Raw genomic sequence first — 16,455 nt, forward strand, 5'->3', positions numbered from 1 at the left:
GCGGCCTCTACTTTTTTGCTGGCGAGAACATCGCCAGTTTTGGGCAGCTCACCTGTTCAATATGCTGGTGGTAGCCTGACTGATCCTTCTTCTTCAGGGCATCAGCGGCGTTCACAATCGCATCGTGATTCTCTGAGCTATTCAGAAACACCTGCTTAATGCGTTCATTCGGTATCTCTTGCGCCAGATGGCAGTGCGCGCGCAGATCGGTGATGATCTGCTGCTCTCGTAATGCGTAGGACAGGTTGCTGTAGGGTGACTTAGCCACAGAAATAAATGAAATCATGACCAGCAATGAGCAAGAGCCAATTTTCCAGAACATAGTGCCTCCGTTGAGCGTGCGGACGCTTTAGCAAAGTGCTAAAGCTGCGGCGATGCTATGCATTGAAGCGTGGTCGATGATCAGTGGTTTCGAAAGTTTTTTTCATGGTTATCAGAGATAGCGCAAAACAAAATGAAATACTGCTCGTTGTGGGCTTCAAACATCATGCCTCACGATAGCCATTCTGTTCCCGCAACTGGTGGTAATCCTTCCAGCGCTTAAGTAATTGAAAGCGCGTGCCTGGATAAACTTCGTCACTCGCCTGAATTTCTTCAATACGATCAACCCTGAAGTTACGAAAATCCTGACGCAACTCACACCAGCCGCACAGTAAGCGTACGCGATCGAAATAGCCCAGCACCACCGGCCAAATTACCCGGGTTGAAGTGGCCTCTTTGAGATCTTTGTATCGTAAGATGATCTTGTTGCGCGTATGGATTGCCTTACGAATTTCAGGCAGATGGGTCTCAAACAGCACTTCACCGCGCGTGGCAACCAGCAGCGATTGATGATCGAGCGCGTGGGATAAATGTTCCGGCAACACGGCATAGATTTTTGCCAGCGCGTGTTGTGCAGCGGATTTCAATTCAGCATCAGTGTGACGGCTGACCCAGTCAAGGCCCAACGCCAGCGCATCAATCTCATGACGGGAAAACATCAAGGGCGGTAAGTGACCGTCAGATTTCAGCAAATACCCCAGTCCGGCGCTGCCCTCGATTGCCACGCCTTGCTGCTGCAGGCAGATGATGTCGCGATAGACGGTACGCACGCTTATGCTGAGTTGCTCCGCAAGATGCTGCGCAGTCACCGGATAGCGGTGACAACGTAACAATTGCACAAGCTCCATTAGTCGCTGGGTTTTGGTCATGGTGTGTGCCTAAGCTAAGAGTCTGGCAGTCAGGAGCGGTCCAGCCGCACGCACCAGAGTTGACTCCAGCGCAAGTGCGGCGACCTGTAGTTTAATACGGCACTCGTCATCCCGATAGACGCAACTTCGTCTGTAATTTGGTGAACTAAAAGCGCTGCAACGGACGTGATATTAAACGCGTAATAACTGCTGCAGCACCGCCAGATCAGCGGTTGTCTGCAATGCACTGCTCTGCTGCACCTGTTGCCATCGCTCACCCGATTCCTGACTCAACGCCAGACGCAGTTTACTCTCCACATCGACGCCATCGGCCAGTGATTGCTGACGGGTACGACGCTGTTGCAACTGCGTGCCATCGCGCAAGGTAAGGGTAACCAGATGAAAACGCAATGCGGGATTGATCGCATCGGGCGGTGCGCTGTCATCGGGCGTGCGACGCACCTTCGCCGCCAGCGGCAGTACTAAGTGATTGAGATCGCCCTCAGCGAAATCTTCCAGCCGCAGATCGTTATAGATCAGCATTGCGGCAATCACGTATTCCAGACTGAAACGCGCTTCAATCCCATTGGTGGGCGATGTGACGGAAGCGGCAATATCGCCCCCAGGCGGGAAAGCTACGCTGATATCGGTGATGTTATCCAGCAGCGCTTCCAGCGAATTGCCGCTGGCTAACCAGCCATCACGCAGAATGCGCGCGGCTTCCGCTGCGCTATGCGTTCCGGCGCAGGTCGGGAAGGGTTTGTACTCCAGACCCGGCATCACGATGCGCCACGTCTCACCCCAATGCTCGACCAATTTTTCAGGTTGAGCTGCGCCGTTGCTGCTGGCCGCAAGGAAAGCCTCAACCACACCATCCTGTTTGCCATCGAAACCGGCCAGCGTCAGCTGGGCTGCAGTAACCGCACGTTCCGCCGCTAAACCCGCGTGGAGCGGTTTGACAGCGGAACCGAACTGCGCACGCAGCCCGCTGGCCTGGGTGGTGGCGATGCCGAGCATGTTGGCCGTTGCGCCGACATCCAGTTTTAATAGACGAGCCAGCGCGGCGGCGGCGGCCAGGGTGCCCAGCGTCGCGGTATTGTGATGACCTAACGCATAATGCTGCTGGCTGGCGGCCAACCCTAGTCGTCCGGCCACTTCCACACCGATGGCGTAAGCATCAAGGAAATCATCGATTTCCGCAGACTGTTGCTGTTGCCAGGCAAACAGCGCGGGCAAAATCACCACGCTGGGATGACCGCGAAAATCAGCGTGGAAATCATCGTAATCCAGCGCGTGAGCGGCGTAACCGAGCAGCAGCGCCTGCGATCGCGGACTACCATCGCCATAAACGGTTCGTAGTGCCGGCAAGCCGCTATCCGGCACCTGACCTTGCAGCACCGGCCAGCTGACGGCGAGAAAATCTTTTACTCCTTCACGCGCCGCTTCACGTGCAGCGGCATCGGGTTGGCTATGGACGATAAGCTCAGCGAGGGCGGCAGTGATACTCATTGCGGCGCCACACTGTTCAGTGCCGCGACGGCGAGATTGGCCAGGTAACGTGAGGTCAGCAGCAGCACGTCATCGTTAATACGAAATGCCGGATGATGCAGCGCATAAGGTTCACCGGTGCCAATCATCATAAAGGCCCCCGGCAACTGCTGTTGATAAAAGGCAAAATCTTCACCAATCGGGCTGGCTTCGACCACGCGCGCTTCAAAGCCGCTGGCGGTTGCCTGCTGCAGGGCGAAATCGGCCCAGTGTGCATCATTCACCACCGACGGTGGACCTGCGTGCCAGTTGAACTCAACGCTGGCAGCAAAGGCCGCGCCAATGCCTTGCACGATCTCGCGGAAACGCTGCTCCAGTCGCTCTCGCGTCTCCTGCGAGAACGAACGCACCGTGCCTTCCAGCCACGCGCTGTCCGGGATGACGTTCCAGGTACTGCCGCTGTGAATCTGGGTAATTGAGACCACCGCATTGTCGCCAGAAGGGGCATTACGGCTGATCAGCGTTTGCGCGGCAGAAACAATCTGCGCGGCGATCACAATCGGATCGTTGCCCTGATGCGGCTTCGCAGCGTGGCTACCGGTGCCGATAATTTTGATATCAAAGCGGTCGACGGCGGCGGTCAGTGGGCCAGCTTTGCTGCCAATCACGCCCGGTGGTAATGAAGGATCGTTATGAATGCCGAAAATAGTTATCGCATCCTGCAGTGCGCCGGTAGCAATCACATCCGGCGCTCCCTGGCCGGTCTCTTCGGCGGCCTGGAACAGAATACGCACGCGGCCCGCTAAGCTCGCTTCCTGCTGTTTCAGCAATATCGCCGCACCTAAGGCTGCGGAACTGTGGAAGTCGTGGCCGCACGCGTGCATCACGCCCGGACGCTCTGAACGGAAGGTCACATCAGACTGCTCTTCAATCGGCAGTGCATCAATATCGGAACGCAGCACGATCAGTGGCCCATTTTCGGGGCCAACTTCCGCCACTAATCCGGTTTTCAGCGGCAGATCCAACACACGGATTTGGTGCTTTTCAAGTTGCTGGCGAATACGCGCGGTGGTTTCAAACTCTTCATTAGAGAGTTCAGGAAAACGGTGTAACTCATGGCGGAAGGCAATCAAATGCTGGCCCAGTGCGCTCTCATCAAAACTCATGCTTTGCTTCCTTGTTGTGTGGCCTGACGTGTCATCCACGCATCATGCGCGCTGTCATCCAGCACTTTCTTCATATATTGGGTGATGTGGCCTTTGCCGAGATCGGTGGTGTGCATCAGCTGGAAGCCGCGCTTTTTATACATCTCGATCAGCCACGGATGGCTGGTGGCGGTACCCAGTGATACCGCTGGCGCCCGCAGTTTACCCAGCAGGATCTCTTGTTCCAGCCGATCCTGTACCTGACGGCCATACTGTTTACCGGGATAGTCGGGATGGGCACCGAACCAGCCAATATGCGGCAGGCCAAACGGCCCAGGCAGCGGTCCCCATGGATAGCGCACGGTGACCGAGGAAACCATCACGCCTTGTGCGTAAAGTGCATAAACGCCGTGATTTTGCAGGTGGCGCAGCGTCTTTTCACGGTCTGCGGTGGCGGCATCAAATTTGATGCCCAGTGCCAGCGTTGGCGCATAGGCGGCGTGCATCAGCGCCTGATAGGTTTCAACCTCATCTTCTCTGACCTGACGAAATTCAAGTGACATAACTATCCCCGGAAAAACCGCCTGGAAGCGGTAAATTGAATGCAGATTGAGCAGCGCATAGCGGTTGAAACAGCGCAATTTAAAGCGCTAATTCAAAATACCCAGCGTGCTAAGCAACTCAGAATATCAGTAATGCCTTGTGCTTCTATATGTGAAAAATGACTAAGCTAATGCGAATTTGTGAAAATGAAATGGCGGCTTTTCCATTGCTTATATCGCGATTTACCGTAGTATGCATAAATTACATAGCGCTATAACTATTTCGCATTAACCCCATGAAATAAAATAACTTTTCTCGTTATAGCCTTATTCTTAATCAGGGTGACGACGTGTTAGCGATCAAATCTCCGCGTGCTTATGCACATGAAGCTGGCCTGCGTAAGCGTGCTGGTGAATTTATCAAACCTTATGCCACACATATCCGCATCTTCACTTCTCCCAACGCCTGGCAAGCGGTTAACCCGGAATTAAGCCAGAGTTTAGAAGCCAACGGTATCCGCTGGGAGTTGGAGTATCTGCACGGTGAATGCACCGATGCCGTGATCGAAGCGCTGAAAACCAATGTTGAGCAACAGCAAGCCGAGCTGCTGTTTGCCGTGGGCGGTGGCCGCGTGCTGGATGCTGCCAAAGCGGTGGGTAGCCAGTTACCGGATCTGAAGGTGATTAACTTCGCTACTTTGGCGGCGACCTGCGCTGCATGGTCACCGGTTGCCATCATTTATAACGAGCAGGGCGGCCACGTGCGCAGCCAGCCGCTGGGGAAAATGCCGGAGCTGGTGCTGGTGGACAGTGAAGTGATCGCCTGCAGCGATGTGCGCTATCTCAAAGCGGGTATTGTCGATGCGCTGGCGAAGTACTACGAATTTGCCCCTTACCTGCGCAGTAACCCGCACGATCTGGCGCTCGATCTCAAAGTGATGACGGCGCAACGAGCGCTGGATGTTTATCGCCAACTGGGTGAAGCCGCCGTCAGCGCCAATGAAAAACAGCAGGTCACGCCGGAGCTGGTGAAAGTTATCGATGCCAACATCGTCCTGGCGGGTCTGGCGAACAGCGTGCGCGATCAACTGCCCACCCCCGGTTTTGCCCATGCCATTCATAACCGTCTGACGCACCAGCCTGAGCTGCATCATTGGCTGCACGGTGAAAAAGTCGGTTACAGCTTGTTGGTGCAATCACTGATTGAACACGATGGCGTGCCGGATGCGGAACTGCTGGCGTTGCTGCGTCAGTATGCGATGCCACTGACGCTGGCGCCGTTGACCGGCGAGCGCGCGGCGGCGATTCGCACTATTGCAGAACAGATTAAATTCCCGGCGGCCAGCGCTGAACGTCTGCCGTTTCGTATCCATGCGGATGCGTTAGAGCAGGCGCTGCTGGCAACCGAAAACCGTTTCTAACTTTTACTCTTTTATCGACCAGGACAACTTCATGGCTACTGCACAAACTCAACGCATCCGCTTGGGCCTCTTCGTACAACCCGTAGGGCAACACGTCAGCGGCTGGCGTCTCACGGAAAAACTCGGCGATCCCACTGACATTGACTGGCTGATCACCATCGCAAAAAAAGCCGAAGCGGGTAAATTCGATCTGTTCTTCGTCGGTGATGCGTTAGCCACCAGCATGTACCGTTTGCCTTCGACCATGGCGCGCCTTGAGCCGCTGACCATGCTGTCGGCGCTGGCGGTGAACACCAAACGCATTGGTCTGGCGGCCACCGCGTCCACCACCTTTAGCGATCCATTCACCATGGCGCGCAGCTTCTCGTCGCTGGATCACATCAGCCGTGGTCGCGCAGCGTGGAACGTGGTGACGTCGTTCTCCACCGACGTGGCGCGTAACTTTAGCCGCAGCGATATGCCAAACCACGCCGAGCGCTATGCACGTGCACGTGAGTTCCTCGAAGTGACCAACAAGCTGTGGGAAGGTTGGGAAGCGGGGGCGGTACAACCGAACAAAGAGACCGGTGAATACTTCGTAAATGACAAAATTAAGTCGATTGATCATGACGGCGAGCACTTCCAGGTGCAGGGTCCGCTGAACATCACGCGTTCTCCGCAGGGACGTCCGGTGATCATCGAAGCGGGTTCATCAGCAGACGGTCAAAAACTGGCGGCCGAAACCGCCGAAGTGATCTTCACCGCTGCCGCCAGCCTGGAAGAAGCGCAAACCTTCTACCGCTCGCAGAAAGATCAGGTGATTGCCGCCGGGCGTAATCCGGATCACGTGGTGATCATGCCGGGCGTGATGCCGATTGTTGGACGCACGCGTGAAGAAGCCAAAGCGCTGTGGAAAGAGCTGAACACGCTAGTGGATATCGAAAACGGTCTGCGTCAGCTGTCGCTGCGTTTCAGCATGGATCTGAGCCAGTATCCACTCGACGGCCCCGTGCCAGAAGTGCCACTGGGTGAAGGCAACCAGAGCCGCGTCAAGCTGATGACGGATATGGCGAAGCGTGAAAACCTGACCTTGCGTGAACTGGCCGCCGTGGCTGCGGGATCGCGTGGTCACCGCGTGATTCTCGGCACTGCAGAAGATATCGCCGATGACTTTGAGCTGTGGCTGAAAGAGGGCGGAGCCGATGGCTTCAACATCATGCCTGCCATCATGTCAGAGCAGCTGGATCTGTTCGTTGAGCTGGTGATCCCGGAACTGCGTCGCCGTGGCTTGTTCCGCGATGATTACGAATTCGCCACGCTGCGCGAGAACCTCGGTCTGCCAACGCTGTAACCCTACAGGAGCTGAACATGGTCACCTTATCGAAGCGTGTGCAGTCCGTGTCGCTCTCTGCCAATGCGGCGGCGCGTCAGTTGACGCGCCAGCTGAAAGAGCAGGGCGTGGATATTCTGGATCTCACCACCGGTGAGCCGGATTTTGATACGCCACAGCACATCCGTGATGCTGCCGTTGAAGCTATGAATAATGGCGAGACGCGCTATACGCCGACCAATGGCACCACGCCGCTGCGTAAAGCGGTGCAGGCCAAACTGGCACGTGAAAATCAGCTGGATTATGCGTTGGGGCAGATTTGTATCGCCAACGGGGCGAAGCAGATCATCTTCAACGCCTTCGCCGCCACCTTGAATGACGGCGATGAGGTGATTGTGCCGGTGCCATACTGGCCGACGTTCCCGGATAGCGTGCGTTTTAACGGCGGCGACGCGGTGCTGCTGGAGTGCCCGCTGGAGCAAGAGTACAAGCTGCAGCCGCAGCAGCTGGCGCAAGCGATCACCGACAAAACCCGCTGGCTGGTGCTGAATAATCCCGGCAATCCATCCGGTGCGGTGTATAACGCAGCAGAATTAACTGCACTGGCGGCGGTGCTACGTGACCATCCCAACGTATGGATCATGCTGGATGAACTGTATGAACACATTCTGTTTGATGGACGTGAACACGTTAGCCTGTTGCAGGTAGCGCCAGATTTAGCCGATCGCATTCTGCTGGTGGGGGGCGTGTCGAAAACCTATGCCATGACCGGCTGGCGCATCGGCTTTGGTGCCGGTCCGCAAGCGCTGATTGATGCCATGGTGGTGGTGCAGTCGCAGAACAGTTCTGGTGCCAGCGCCATCAGTCAGGCGGCAGCGGTAGCGGCGCTGAACGGCGGCCTGGATTTCCTGCCACCGCAACGTGCGGGCTATCAGGCGCGTCGCGATGCGATTATGGCGCAGCTAAGCCCGGTTGAAGGCATTGAGGTGCTGAATCCCGAAGGGGCGTTCTTTATCTTCTGTCGCTGTGCTGGCCTGTTGGGCAAATCGCGTGCTGATGGACGTACGCTGGAAAGCGAACAGGATGTGCTGAATTATCTGCTGGAGAGCGGCGTATCCGGCGTAGCGGGCAGTGCCTATGGCTTGTCACCGTATTTCCGTTTGTCGATTGCCACGGATATTGAAAGCGTGCGCGAAGCCGGAAAACGCATTGCGGCAGCCTGTGCAGTGTTGAAATAGGGATTTAATCGGTCGCCAGGAATGGCGACCCTACAATATCCATGCGGATCGTTTAAATCAGAAACTCATCCATCGAACCGCCCGCATCTAATACGGATTTGATCGGTGAAGGCGTACGACCCTGGCCAGTCCAGAATTTTTCCTGACCGTTTTCGTCGGTGAACTTATATTTCGCCGGACGTGGAGCGCGTTTCGCTTTCGGTTTGGTTTCGCTCTGGTTTAATTTCGTTAATTCACTAATATCGATGCCATCATTCAGCAGCATCTCTTTATACAGCGCCAGTTTTTCTTCTTTTTCGCGCTGAGCGGCATTATTCGCTTCCGCTTCTTCACGGCGTTCTGCAACCACCACGGCGAACTTTTCCAGCATTTCGTCTAATACCGCAATCTCAACATCACGCGCATGGGCGCGCAGTGTACGAAGATTGTTCAATGCTTTGAGTGCATCGCTCATGAATAAACCCTTATAACTTTTATAACAAAGATGAAAGGGGGCATTCTACGTTAATTTTAATCAAATGAAAATATTACCCATAATGCAGAATTGTCCGGAAAATAAGCTTTCAGCAGAGTGGTGTCAATATCGAACAATGAGACATAAAGCAGATATTTCACTCAAGCCAGTCGAGGGTGTAGCCGCGGAAAATAGCGGCTACAAGGGGATAAATATATTCTATAGACTGCGATAAAACGGGAAGCAACCGGTGATCAGTGCGACCACTAATAATACAATTGAGGTGATAAACGACCAACGCAGCGTGAACCGTTGTGTCTGTGCATAATCCAGTTTCAGCATGCCGACCAATAAATAGGTCGAGGCAACCAGTGGGCTGAGAATATGAACTGGTTGACCGACCAGGGCGGCGCGAGCCATTTCAATCGGTTCGATACCGTAGTGTCCGGCAGCCTGCACCAGCACCGGCAGCATGCCGAAATAGAACACATCGTTCGATACCATCCAGGTCACGGGAATACTGATCAAGGCAGTAATCACCGCCAGATAAGGGCCGAGTGCAGCGGGAATAGTCTGCACAATCGCCTGTGCCAGGGCGTTCGCCATACCGGTTTCAGCAAAAATGCCGGTAAACACCGCCGCAGCGAAAATCAATCCAGCTACGGCAAGGATGGCGGGCGCATGGCGGCCGATCTGCTCCTGCTGTTGGCCCAGTTGCGGATAATTGACAACGAACATGATGGCGGTGGCCAGCATAAACAGATACGCCATGGGCATGATATCCAGCACCAGGAAGGTCATCAATGCAATGGTCAGCGCCCAGTTAAACCAGAAACGCCAGGCCACGCAGTGTTTCTCTTCAAACTGCAGCACGGCAGGTTCCACCGGGACATGCGGCTGGAAACCCAGACGTTTGCGTTCACTTCTGCCGAGCATCACCGCCAGGATAAAAGTCCATGCCACGCAGGCCAGTAGCGGAATCAGCAGCGGGACAAACAGAGCAGAGACGTCAGCCTGAACGGCGGCGGCCGCACGCGCCGTGGGTCCACCCCACGGAAACATATTGCCCAGCCCAGTGCACTGTAATAGCAGAGCGGCAACGCTGAGCTTTGATAATCCAATGCGTTCATATATCGGCATAAACGCGGAAAGTACGATCATATATACGGTCGCGCCATCACCATCCAGGGCAACAATAAAGCCAAGCAGTGCGGTGCCGACAAATATTTTCACCGGATCGCCATCGACTGCAGAAACGATTCTTTTAATAATCGGATCAAACATCCCGGCATCCGTTACGCTCATAAAATAGAGCATCGCGAATATCAACATGACGCCAGTGGGCGCAACGGTACGCAATCCTTTGATCACCATGGCACCCATATCCGCGCCATGGCCAGATAACAATGCGAATAGCGTGGGGATAAGGATTAATGCAGTCAGAGCGGAAAGCTTTTTGCTCATTAATAAGCCAATAAAGCAGATTATCATAAGCAGACTGATGATCAGCAGCATGACGAGGGTTCCTGTCCAGAGGGATAGAGCACGTTTGTGGGTAGCAAACGCAACGTGTTCGGAATAAATAAAAAACCGCGAATGATTATTTATTAATCAAATTAACCTTCTGCAACCTCGTCTATCTGGCAATATTATCCAGCGTTTTTTTCGGCAGGCACAAGGTTAGGTATACGCAAAAGTTGTGCGTAACCTCTTAGTTTTAATAAATTTAAAATAGCGAACGGTGATGATTTATCTGGGTGTTATTTCCTCCTGTTTATCAATAAAGAGATCGTTGAATAAGCGCGGCGTGACTACCGCGCTAAATAGCTTTAATCGGCACGTTATGGCTTATTGATGATCCCGCGGCGAAGGCTTAATCGGTAACGGCAGACGGTAAAGCTTCACCGGATATTCCACGGTTGAAGGTTTGCCGCCGGTGGTCGCAGGCGTGCGATTGATCTGTCCGGACGGCATCCACAGTGCGCCGTCAGATACCCACATCGCGTCAATCCACACCAGGCGGGGATCCTGCACCACGGTGGTCACTTTGCCATCGGGCGCGATGCGCTTAATGCTGCGGGTATTGATATCTGACGCATAGATATTGCCTTCGGCATCGATGGCTGTTCCGCCGGTGCTCCAGGTTTCGCGTACTTTCTCCGCATGCTTCGCCACTTCTGCAGCCGATAGGGCACTGTCGTTCAGATAACGGGTTTCAATCCGCGCCAGCGGACCCGGAATCGCCTGGTAGTAGAGCCATTTGCCGTCCGGCGAGACTTCCAGCTGATCGAGGCCGACGCGTTTTTCACGGCCATCACGCAGAATCAACTTTTTGCCATCCGCATAAATTGGCTGGTGATCAATCGAGAGAGGGTGATTATCCAGCACCCGCCAGCTTTTGCCGCTTTTCAGGTTCAGTACCACTAATCCCACCGCACCCGGATCGGTGATATAGGCAAAATCGCCATTAAAACGCACATCATCCAGATAGCTGGTGGGTTGCAGCGTCGGTGCCTTGAACACATAGCTATTCAACACTTTGCCAGTGGCCAGACTAATGTGGACCAGCTTAGCGCCACCGGGCACGGCCTGATCGCCAGTACCAATTCCTTTATTGCCCGAATCCATCACCCACAGATTGCCATCCGGGCCGATACGCAACGCATTCACGTGGTAGAAATGATGCTCCGGATCGTTAGCGTTCCACTGGTTCCAGCTCTCATCGGGAAAGGCTTTCAGCTGATTATTGATCACTTCCGCCAGCTGCAAACCCGCACCTTCCGATTGCGTTAACGAGGCGAACAGGCGGTTGTCATGACTCACGGTAATGCCATTCCACACGCGTGGCGAGGTGGCGACCTGCTCCAGACGACTGTCCTGTTGCATCGGTAACGTCACGGGCAGCGTGTCTTGTGCCAAAACCTGTGCGCTGCTGGCCAAAGCGATCATCGCGACCAGTGTTTTCAGTGAATGTTTCATCCTTTACTCCCTTGTTAAGCGCCACAAGGTGACGCGAACAGCGTGTTGCTCTGTTGTTAATGTCATTCCATCCTGGCAGCGTAGAGTGATAAATTATATTCTCTGAATTTTATCAATTGATTCCTGGTGGGAATGAATGGAACTGAAAGATCTGCATTATCTGCTGGCGGTGAAGGAGACAGGGCATCTGGGTAAAGCGTCGCAATCCCTTGGTATCACTCAGCCCGCCTTAACCAAATGTCTGCAACGTCTGGAGAAGTTTTACGCCACGCGGTTAATTCTCAAGGTGGGGCGTGGGATGCAACTCACCGAAGCGGGACTACTACTTTGTGAACGTGCTCAAAAAGTCGTGCACATGATGCAGGTCACCCGGCAGGATTTACAGGCGCTGGGTGCGGGAACGGCGGGCGTTATCCGGTTAGGCGTGGCGGCCACGGCAGCGGAATTTATGCTACCGGTACTGAGTAAGGACTTGTTGCACAAAGCTCCCACCGCCAGACTCGAAGTGACGGTCGGGATGAATGATTTGCTGCAAAAGCTGCTGCGTGAGAACAAAGTCGATTTGATTCTGGGTTTTCTGCCGCAGGGGAACAGCGAGTTCATTACCCGGCCGCTTGTTGAGGATCCGGTGGTGATTGCCGCCAGCCGTCACCATCCGCTGGCGAATATTCATCCGACGCCTGAACAGCTTGATGAATATAACTGGTTGTTACCTTCCGATAACGTCGCGACGCGTCAGTGGCTGGAACAACGCTTGCGCAGCGGTGGCTATGCGGCGCCGCGCGCGCAAATGGAAAGTAATACGCTGTCCCCGCTGCGCGCCGTGCTGGCGCAAACTCAGTTGTTGAGTTTTCTTTCCCGCCGCTTATTAAAAGGTGAGGGCGGTGAGTTGATTGAAATTCCACTGCCGCTGGTCATGATGCCGCGTACCTTTGGCTGGCAATTCCGCTCACTCAGTGAGCTTTCACCCGCTTCACGTCTTCTGGTGGATTTGGCGGAAAAACGCTGGCCCTGGTGATCCCCGGAATACCCTCAGGACAAGAACCTGTGATTTTTCACAGGTTTGCTCTATTAACGTGCGTGATAATTACCGAAAATAACTCCCCTTTATTATTAATCATTGAAGAATAAGGAAATATCCAAATGTAAAATTGCCGGATAACCGGTAACAATTTCTTGCAATAGTAATCTTAATGCGTATATTTCTCATTTGCTTTCTTAACGGCATCTTTACGGTCGTTCTGTTTGTGCCAGGACGGCACGGTCGGGAAATACCTCATCCTGATATTCCTTTTCAGCACGTTATTTATGGCTGGATCTAACAGACGTCAGCAGCTATGCCGCCAACACAAAATAACGATAAGTTGATTGAGGAATATTATGTCTTTCAAAGAAAAGCGCGTCAGGGAATCAGGCCGTGCACCGCAACGTGCATTGCGTATCTCTGTACTGGCAATGATGGTGGCGTCAGGTATTGCCCAGGCCGCAGATAGCACCAAAACAGAACAAACCCTGACCGTGGATGCCAGCGCCAGCAGCGATGCGCAAGAGCAAGCCGCAAAAGATTACAGCGTTCCGGTCACTCGTGCCGGCACCAAAATGGCATTGACCGCGCGTGATATTCCGCAATCGGTCAGCATTGTCAGCAAGCAGCGTATGCAAGATCAGCAGCTGCAATCCCTGAATGACGTCCTATCGAATACCACAGGTATCAAAGGCGTCAGCGGTGATATGGATCGTACTAACTACTATTCGCGCGGTTTTATCATCGATAACTACATGATCGATGGTATTCCAACGGCGTTTGCTTCGCGCTGGAACCTCGGTGATGCCCAAACCGATATGGCGCTGTATGAGCGCGTTGAAGTGGTGCGTGGTGCAACGGGCCTGCTGACTGGCCCAGGTAACCCGTCTGCTGCGATAAACATGGTGCGTAAGCACGCCGACAGCAAAGAGTTCACCGGGAATCTGGAAGCGAGCTACGGTAGCTGGGACAAACAGCGCTATGTCGCCGACCTTTCTGCACCATTGTCGCCTGAAGGCAACGTGCGTGGCCGCGTAGTGGCGGGTTACGAAGATAAAAACAGCTTTATCGAGCGTTATGGCTTCGAGAAGAAATTCATCTACGGTGTGGTGGATGCTGACCTGACCGATAAAACCAAGCTGTCTGTGGGCTATGAGTTCACGCAGGTGAATACCGACTCGCCGATGTGGGGTGGTTCACCGCGTTGGTATACCGATGGTTCACAGGTGAAATTGCGTCGCGGTTATAACACCTCAACGGATTGGGCGTATAACGACAAAGAAAACAAAAAAGTCTTTATTAACCTGCAGCAGAACTTCGATAACGGCTGGAACATCACGCTTAACGGCACGCATAATGAAATGTTCCTCGACAGTAAGCAGTTGTATATCGACGGCTATGTGAATAAAGATTCCGGTCTGCTGGTTAACCAGTACGACCCTTCCTATGCCTATGATGCGGTTGGCGGGACGGGCTATAACACCGGCAAGCGTAAAGTCGATGCGGTAGATGCCTTTGCCAGTGGTCCCTATGAACTATTGGGCCGTCAGCACGAGTTGATGTTGGGTGTGAATTACAGCCGTCAGGACAACAAGTATTACAGCGCCTGGACCAATATTTCACCGGCTGAATTGGGCAACTTCTACAACTACAATGGGAACTATCCTGAGTCCGACTGGAACCCTCGTACTCCAGCGTCTGATACGCAACTGGTGCGTCAGAAATCGGCCTACCTTGCCACTCGCATTACGTTAGCCGATCCGCTGCATGCCATTTTAGGCGCACGTTACACCAACTGGAATCGCCAAGGTTTAACCACCCGGCAGGAAGAAAACAACATCACGCCATACGGTGGTTTGATCTGGGACTTCTATGATAACTGGTCAGCCTACGCCAGTTACACTTCCGTATTCCAGCCGCAGGATAGCCAGGATGCCTCCGGCCAATTCCTGAATCCTGTCATCGGTAAAAACTACGAAGCGGGTGTGAAATCTGACTGGCTGAACAGCCGTCTGACCACCTCGGTGTCGGTATTCCGTACAGAACTGGATAACGCGCCAGTGAGCACCGGAACGTACACGGCTTCAGGCAACGAAATCTTTGAAGGTAAGAATGGCGTGGTGAGCCGTGGCGTCGAGTTCGAAGTGAACGGTGCACTGACAGATAACTGGCAGATGACTTTCGGCGGCACCACTTATGTAGCCGAAGATCGTGAGGGTGAGAACTACAACTCACAGCTGCCTCGCACCTCGTTCAACCTGTTCACCAGCTATCGTTTGCCGATGCTGGATCAGCTGACGCTGGGTGGTGGAGTCAACTGGCAGTCGAAGACCTACAAAGATATTACCGGACCGGAAGGTGTGGGCACATGGCGTGCACGTCAGGGCAGCTATGCGCTGGTGGATCTGTTCGCGCGCTACGATGTGACCAAAAACGTCACCCTGCAGGCCAACCTGAACAACCTGTTCGACAAAGAGTATGACAAAAACGTCGGTAACGGCGGGATCGTTTATGGTACGCCGCGTAACTTCTCGGTCACTGCGTCTTATCGTTTCTGATTTCAACCAACCGGGCGCGCAGCAATGCGTGATCTGCCCGGATTCACGCGGGCGTTCGTGAGTGAATGGCAGGGGCGGCAAGGATGCCGGCCCGGCGTTGTTCACATCTAGCTTGATAAATTATCAACATCCCGCCGCAATATAATCCCCGTTCGCACTGATCTGCACTACGGTTAAAAACAGCACCAGCGCAAATAAGATCAGCAACGCGCCTCCGGCAATACGTACCATCCCCAGTATTTGCTGCGTGCGTGGCGATGACTCAGCCAACCATAACTCTCCCGCGCGATGGCGAAAATGGCGTACAAACAGGGCCAACGCGACCAGTGCCATACCGGTGCCGAGTGCCATGGTCATCACCGCAAACATGCCCCAACGGGTAATACCAATCACGCTAGCAAACAGCAGCACTGTGAGTGCGCCGCTGCAAGGGCGTACACCCGTGGCAATTATAATGCCGATCCACGCTTTCCAGTTATCCACTGATTCCGTAGTTATGCCGTGATGGTGGCCACAGCCGTTATGATGCTGCTCATGCTCATGCTCATGCTCATGCTCATGCTCATGCTCATGCTCATGCTCATGCTCATGCTCATGTTGGTGCAGATGCTTATTGCGGGCTCGCCAGGCTTGCACCATCATCATCACGCCCAGCGCGGCGATAAACAGCGCGCTGGCTTTTTCCAGATACCAGCGACTGGTGCTGAGATCGCCGGTCGTCAGGTTAAAGCCAACGGCCAGGATAAACACAAAGGCGATGGCGCTAAGGCCCTGCACCAGGCTGCCAAGAAACGGCACGGTGAGGGCGACACCACGCGGCGGTTTATGAGTGGTAAGCCAGGTGGTAACGATAAATTTGCCATGGCCGGGGCCAACCGCGTGCAAAATGCCATAAATGAAGGTCACGCCGATCAACCACAACCCCGCGCTGTATTGCCCGCTATTGATTTGCAGCAGATGCGTCACCAGCAGGCAGTGGAGTTGGATCTGCGTTTGCAGTGACCAGGCGAGAAAAGCCGTCCAGTGGGAAAACAGCACGGCGAGCGCGGCAAAAATTGCCAGCGCTGCAAGGGTAAATCCGGTTTTGGAGGTCATCATCACTATCGACTGTCATGGCGCTAAAAATGA

General features: G+C 53.9%; 14 protein-coding genes. 5 read left to right on the forward strand and 9 right to left on the reverse strand.

Annotation, left to right across the window (positions count from 1 at the left end):
• Positions 1-7 precede the first annotated feature (7 nt).
• From F3J37_RS15370 to F3J37_RS15390, 5 genes are all read right to left on the reverse strand, one after another.
• On the reverse strand, positions 8-322 hold the full coding sequence (locus tag F3J37_RS15370; protein ID WP_166934200.1) for a YicS family protein: 315 nt from the start codon (positions 320-322) through the stop codon (positions 8-10).
• Positions 323-485: 163 nt separating this feature from the next.
• A complete protein-coding gene (locus F3J37_RS15375; protein ID WP_166934202.1) occupies positions 486-1,190 on the reverse strand; it encodes a helix-turn-helix transcriptional regulator in 705 nt (234 codons plus the stop codon).
• A 171-nt stretch (positions 1,191-1,361) separates the two neighbouring features.
• Positions 1,362-2,678 carry an MmgE/PrpD family protein gene (locus tag F3J37_RS15380; RefSeq protein WP_166934204.1) on the reverse strand — a complete coding sequence of 439 codons (1,317 nt, stop codon included), beginning with the start codon at positions 2,676-2,678 and terminating at the stop codon, positions 1,362-1,364.
• On the reverse strand, positions 2,675-3,823 hold the full coding sequence (locus tag F3J37_RS15385) for an amidohydrolase (protein WP_166934206.1): 1,149 nt from the start codon (positions 3,821-3,823) through the stop codon (positions 2,675-2,677). Before F3J37_RS15385 ends, F3J37_RS15380 begins: the two co-directional genes overlap by 4 nt.
• Complete coding sequence (locus F3J37_RS15390; protein WP_166934208.1) at positions 3,820-4,365, reverse strand: GNAT family N-acetyltransferase; 546 nt, start codon at positions 4,363-4,365, stop codon at positions 3,820-3,822. Before F3J37_RS15390 ends, F3J37_RS15385 begins: the two co-directional genes overlap by 4 nt.
• A gap of 329 nt (positions 4,366-4,694) precedes the next feature.
• Between F3J37_RS15390 and F3J37_RS15395 the strand changes: the two genes are divergently transcribed.
• Genes F3J37_RS15395 through F3J37_RS15405 form a run of 3 tightly spaced genes read left to right on the forward strand, consistent with a single transcriptional unit; the run spans position 4,695 to position 8,312 of the window.
• Positions 4,695-5,765: an iron-containing alcohol dehydrogenase family protein gene (locus F3J37_RS15395; RefSeq protein ID WP_166934210.1), complete on the forward strand. Its 1,071-nt coding sequence runs from the start codon at positions 4,695-4,697 to the stop codon at positions 5,763-5,765.
• A 31-nt stretch (positions 5,766-5,796) separates the two neighbouring features.
• A complete protein-coding gene (locus F3J37_RS15400; protein ID WP_166934212.1) occupies positions 5,797-7,095 on the forward strand; it encodes an LLM class flavin-dependent oxidoreductase in 1,299 nt (432 codons plus the stop codon).
• Between the two features lie 17 nt (positions 7,096-7,112).
• On the forward strand, positions 7,113-8,312 hold the full coding sequence (locus F3J37_RS15405; RefSeq protein WP_166934214.1) for an aminotransferase class I/II-fold pyridoxal phosphate-dependent enzyme: 1,200 nt from the start codon (positions 7,113-7,115) through the stop codon (positions 8,310-8,312).
• A 52-nt stretch (positions 8,313-8,364) separates the two neighbouring features.
• Here F3J37_RS15405 and F3J37_RS15410 read toward each other — a convergent pair whose 3' ends face one another.
• The 3 genes from F3J37_RS15410 to F3J37_RS15420 form a co-directional block, all read right to left on the reverse strand.
• The gene (locus F3J37_RS15410; protein WP_097117820.1) at positions 8,365-8,766 is read right to left on the reverse strand and encodes an H-NS family histone-like protein; all 402 of its coding nucleotides are present in this window, start codon (positions 8,764-8,766) and stop codon (positions 8,365-8,367) included.
• Positions 8,767-8,985: 219 nt separating this feature from the next.
• Positions 8,986-10,281, reverse strand: a complete 1,296-nt coding sequence (locus tag F3J37_RS15415; protein WP_166934216.1) for a CitMHS family transporter — start codon at positions 10,279-10,281, stop codon at positions 8,986-8,988.
• A 333-nt stretch (positions 10,282-10,614) separates the two neighbouring features.
• Entirely contained in the window at positions 10,615-11,745 is a 1,131-nt protein-coding gene (locus tag F3J37_RS15420) for an L-dopachrome tautomerase-related protein (protein ID WP_166934218.1), read from the reverse strand.
• A 136-nt stretch (positions 11,746-11,881) separates the two neighbouring features.
• On the opposite strand from F3J37_RS15420, the gene F3J37_RS15425 reads away from it, so the two are divergent.
• On the forward strand, positions 11,882-12,763 hold the full coding sequence (locus F3J37_RS15425; protein ID WP_166934219.1) for a LysR family transcriptional regulator: 882 nt from the start codon (positions 11,882-11,884) through the stop codon (positions 12,761-12,763).
• Between the two features lie 362 nt (positions 12,764-13,125).
• On the forward strand, positions 13,126-15,327 hold the full coding sequence (gene fhuE, locus F3J37_RS15430; RefSeq protein WP_205298959.1) for a ferric-rhodotorulic acid/ferric-coprogen receptor FhuE: 2,202 nt from the start codon (positions 13,126-13,128) through the stop codon (positions 15,325-15,327).
• A 123-nt stretch (positions 15,328-15,450) separates the two neighbouring features.
• Here the strand turns inward: fhuE and F3J37_RS15435 are convergent, their stop codons facing one another.
• Positions 15,451-16,425: a nickel/cobalt transporter gene (locus F3J37_RS15435; protein ID WP_166934221.1), complete on the reverse strand. Its 975-nt coding sequence runs from the start codon at positions 16,423-16,425 to the stop codon at positions 15,451-15,453.
• Between the last annotated feature and the right edge of the window lie 30 nt (positions 16,426-16,455).

It is taken from the genome of Candidatus Pantoea communis (genome assembly GCF_011752685.1).
In the GTDB taxonomy this organism is placed as follows: domain Bacteria; phylum Pseudomonadota; class Gammaproteobacteria; order Enterobacterales; family Enterobacteriaceae; genus Pantoea; species Pantoea communis.

Bases quoted from the DNA above. Each gene is read 5' to 3' on its own strand.
- fhuE (WP_205298959.1), top strand. From the start codon at position 13,126: ATGTCTTTCAAAGAAAAGCGCGTCAGGGAATCAGGCCGTGCACCGCAA.
- F3J37_RS15415 (WP_166934216.1), bottom strand. From the start codon at position 10,281: ATGCTGCTGATCATCAGTCTGCTTATGATAATCTGCTTTATTGGCTTA.
- F3J37_RS15435 (WP_166934221.1), bottom strand. From the start codon at position 16,425: ATGATGACCTCCAAAACCGGATTTACCCTTGCAGCGCTGGCAATTTTT.
- F3J37_RS15390 (WP_166934208.1), bottom strand. From the start codon at position 4,365: ATGTCACTTGAATTTCGTCAGGTCAGAGAAGATGAGGTTGAAACCTAT.
- F3J37_RS15370 (WP_166934200.1), bottom strand. From the start codon at position 322: ATGTTCTGGAAAATTGGCTCTTGCTCATTGCTGGTCATGATTTCATTT.
- F3J37_RS15400 (WP_166934212.1), top strand. From the start codon at position 5,797: ATGGCTACTGCACAAACTCAACGCATCCGCTTGGGCCTCTTCGTACAA.
- F3J37_RS15405 (WP_166934214.1), top strand. From the start codon at position 7,113: ATGGTCACCTTATCGAAGCGTGTGCAGTCCGTGTCGCTCTCTGCCAAT.
- F3J37_RS15410 (WP_097117820.1), bottom strand. From the start codon at position 8,766: ATGAGCGATGCACTCAAAGCATTGAACAATCTTCGTACACTGCGCGCC.
- F3J37_RS15375 (WP_166934202.1), bottom strand. From the start codon at position 1,190: ATGACCAAAACCCAGCGACTAATGGAGCTTGTGCAATTGTTACGTTGT.
- F3J37_RS15420 (WP_166934218.1), bottom strand. From the start codon at position 11,745: ATGAAACATTCACTGAAAACACTGGTCGCGATGATCGCTTTGGCCAGC.
- F3J37_RS15380 (WP_166934204.1), bottom strand. From the start codon at position 2,678: ATGAGTATCACTGCCGCCCTCGCTGAGCTTATCGTCCATAGCCAACCC.
- F3J37_RS15385 (WP_166934206.1), bottom strand. From the start codon at position 3,823: ATGAGTTTTGATGAGAGCGCACTGGGCCAGCATTTGATTGCCTTCCGC.
- F3J37_RS15425 (WP_166934219.1), top strand. From the start codon at position 11,882: ATGGAACTGAAAGATCTGCATTATCTGCTGGCGGTGAAGGAGACAGGG.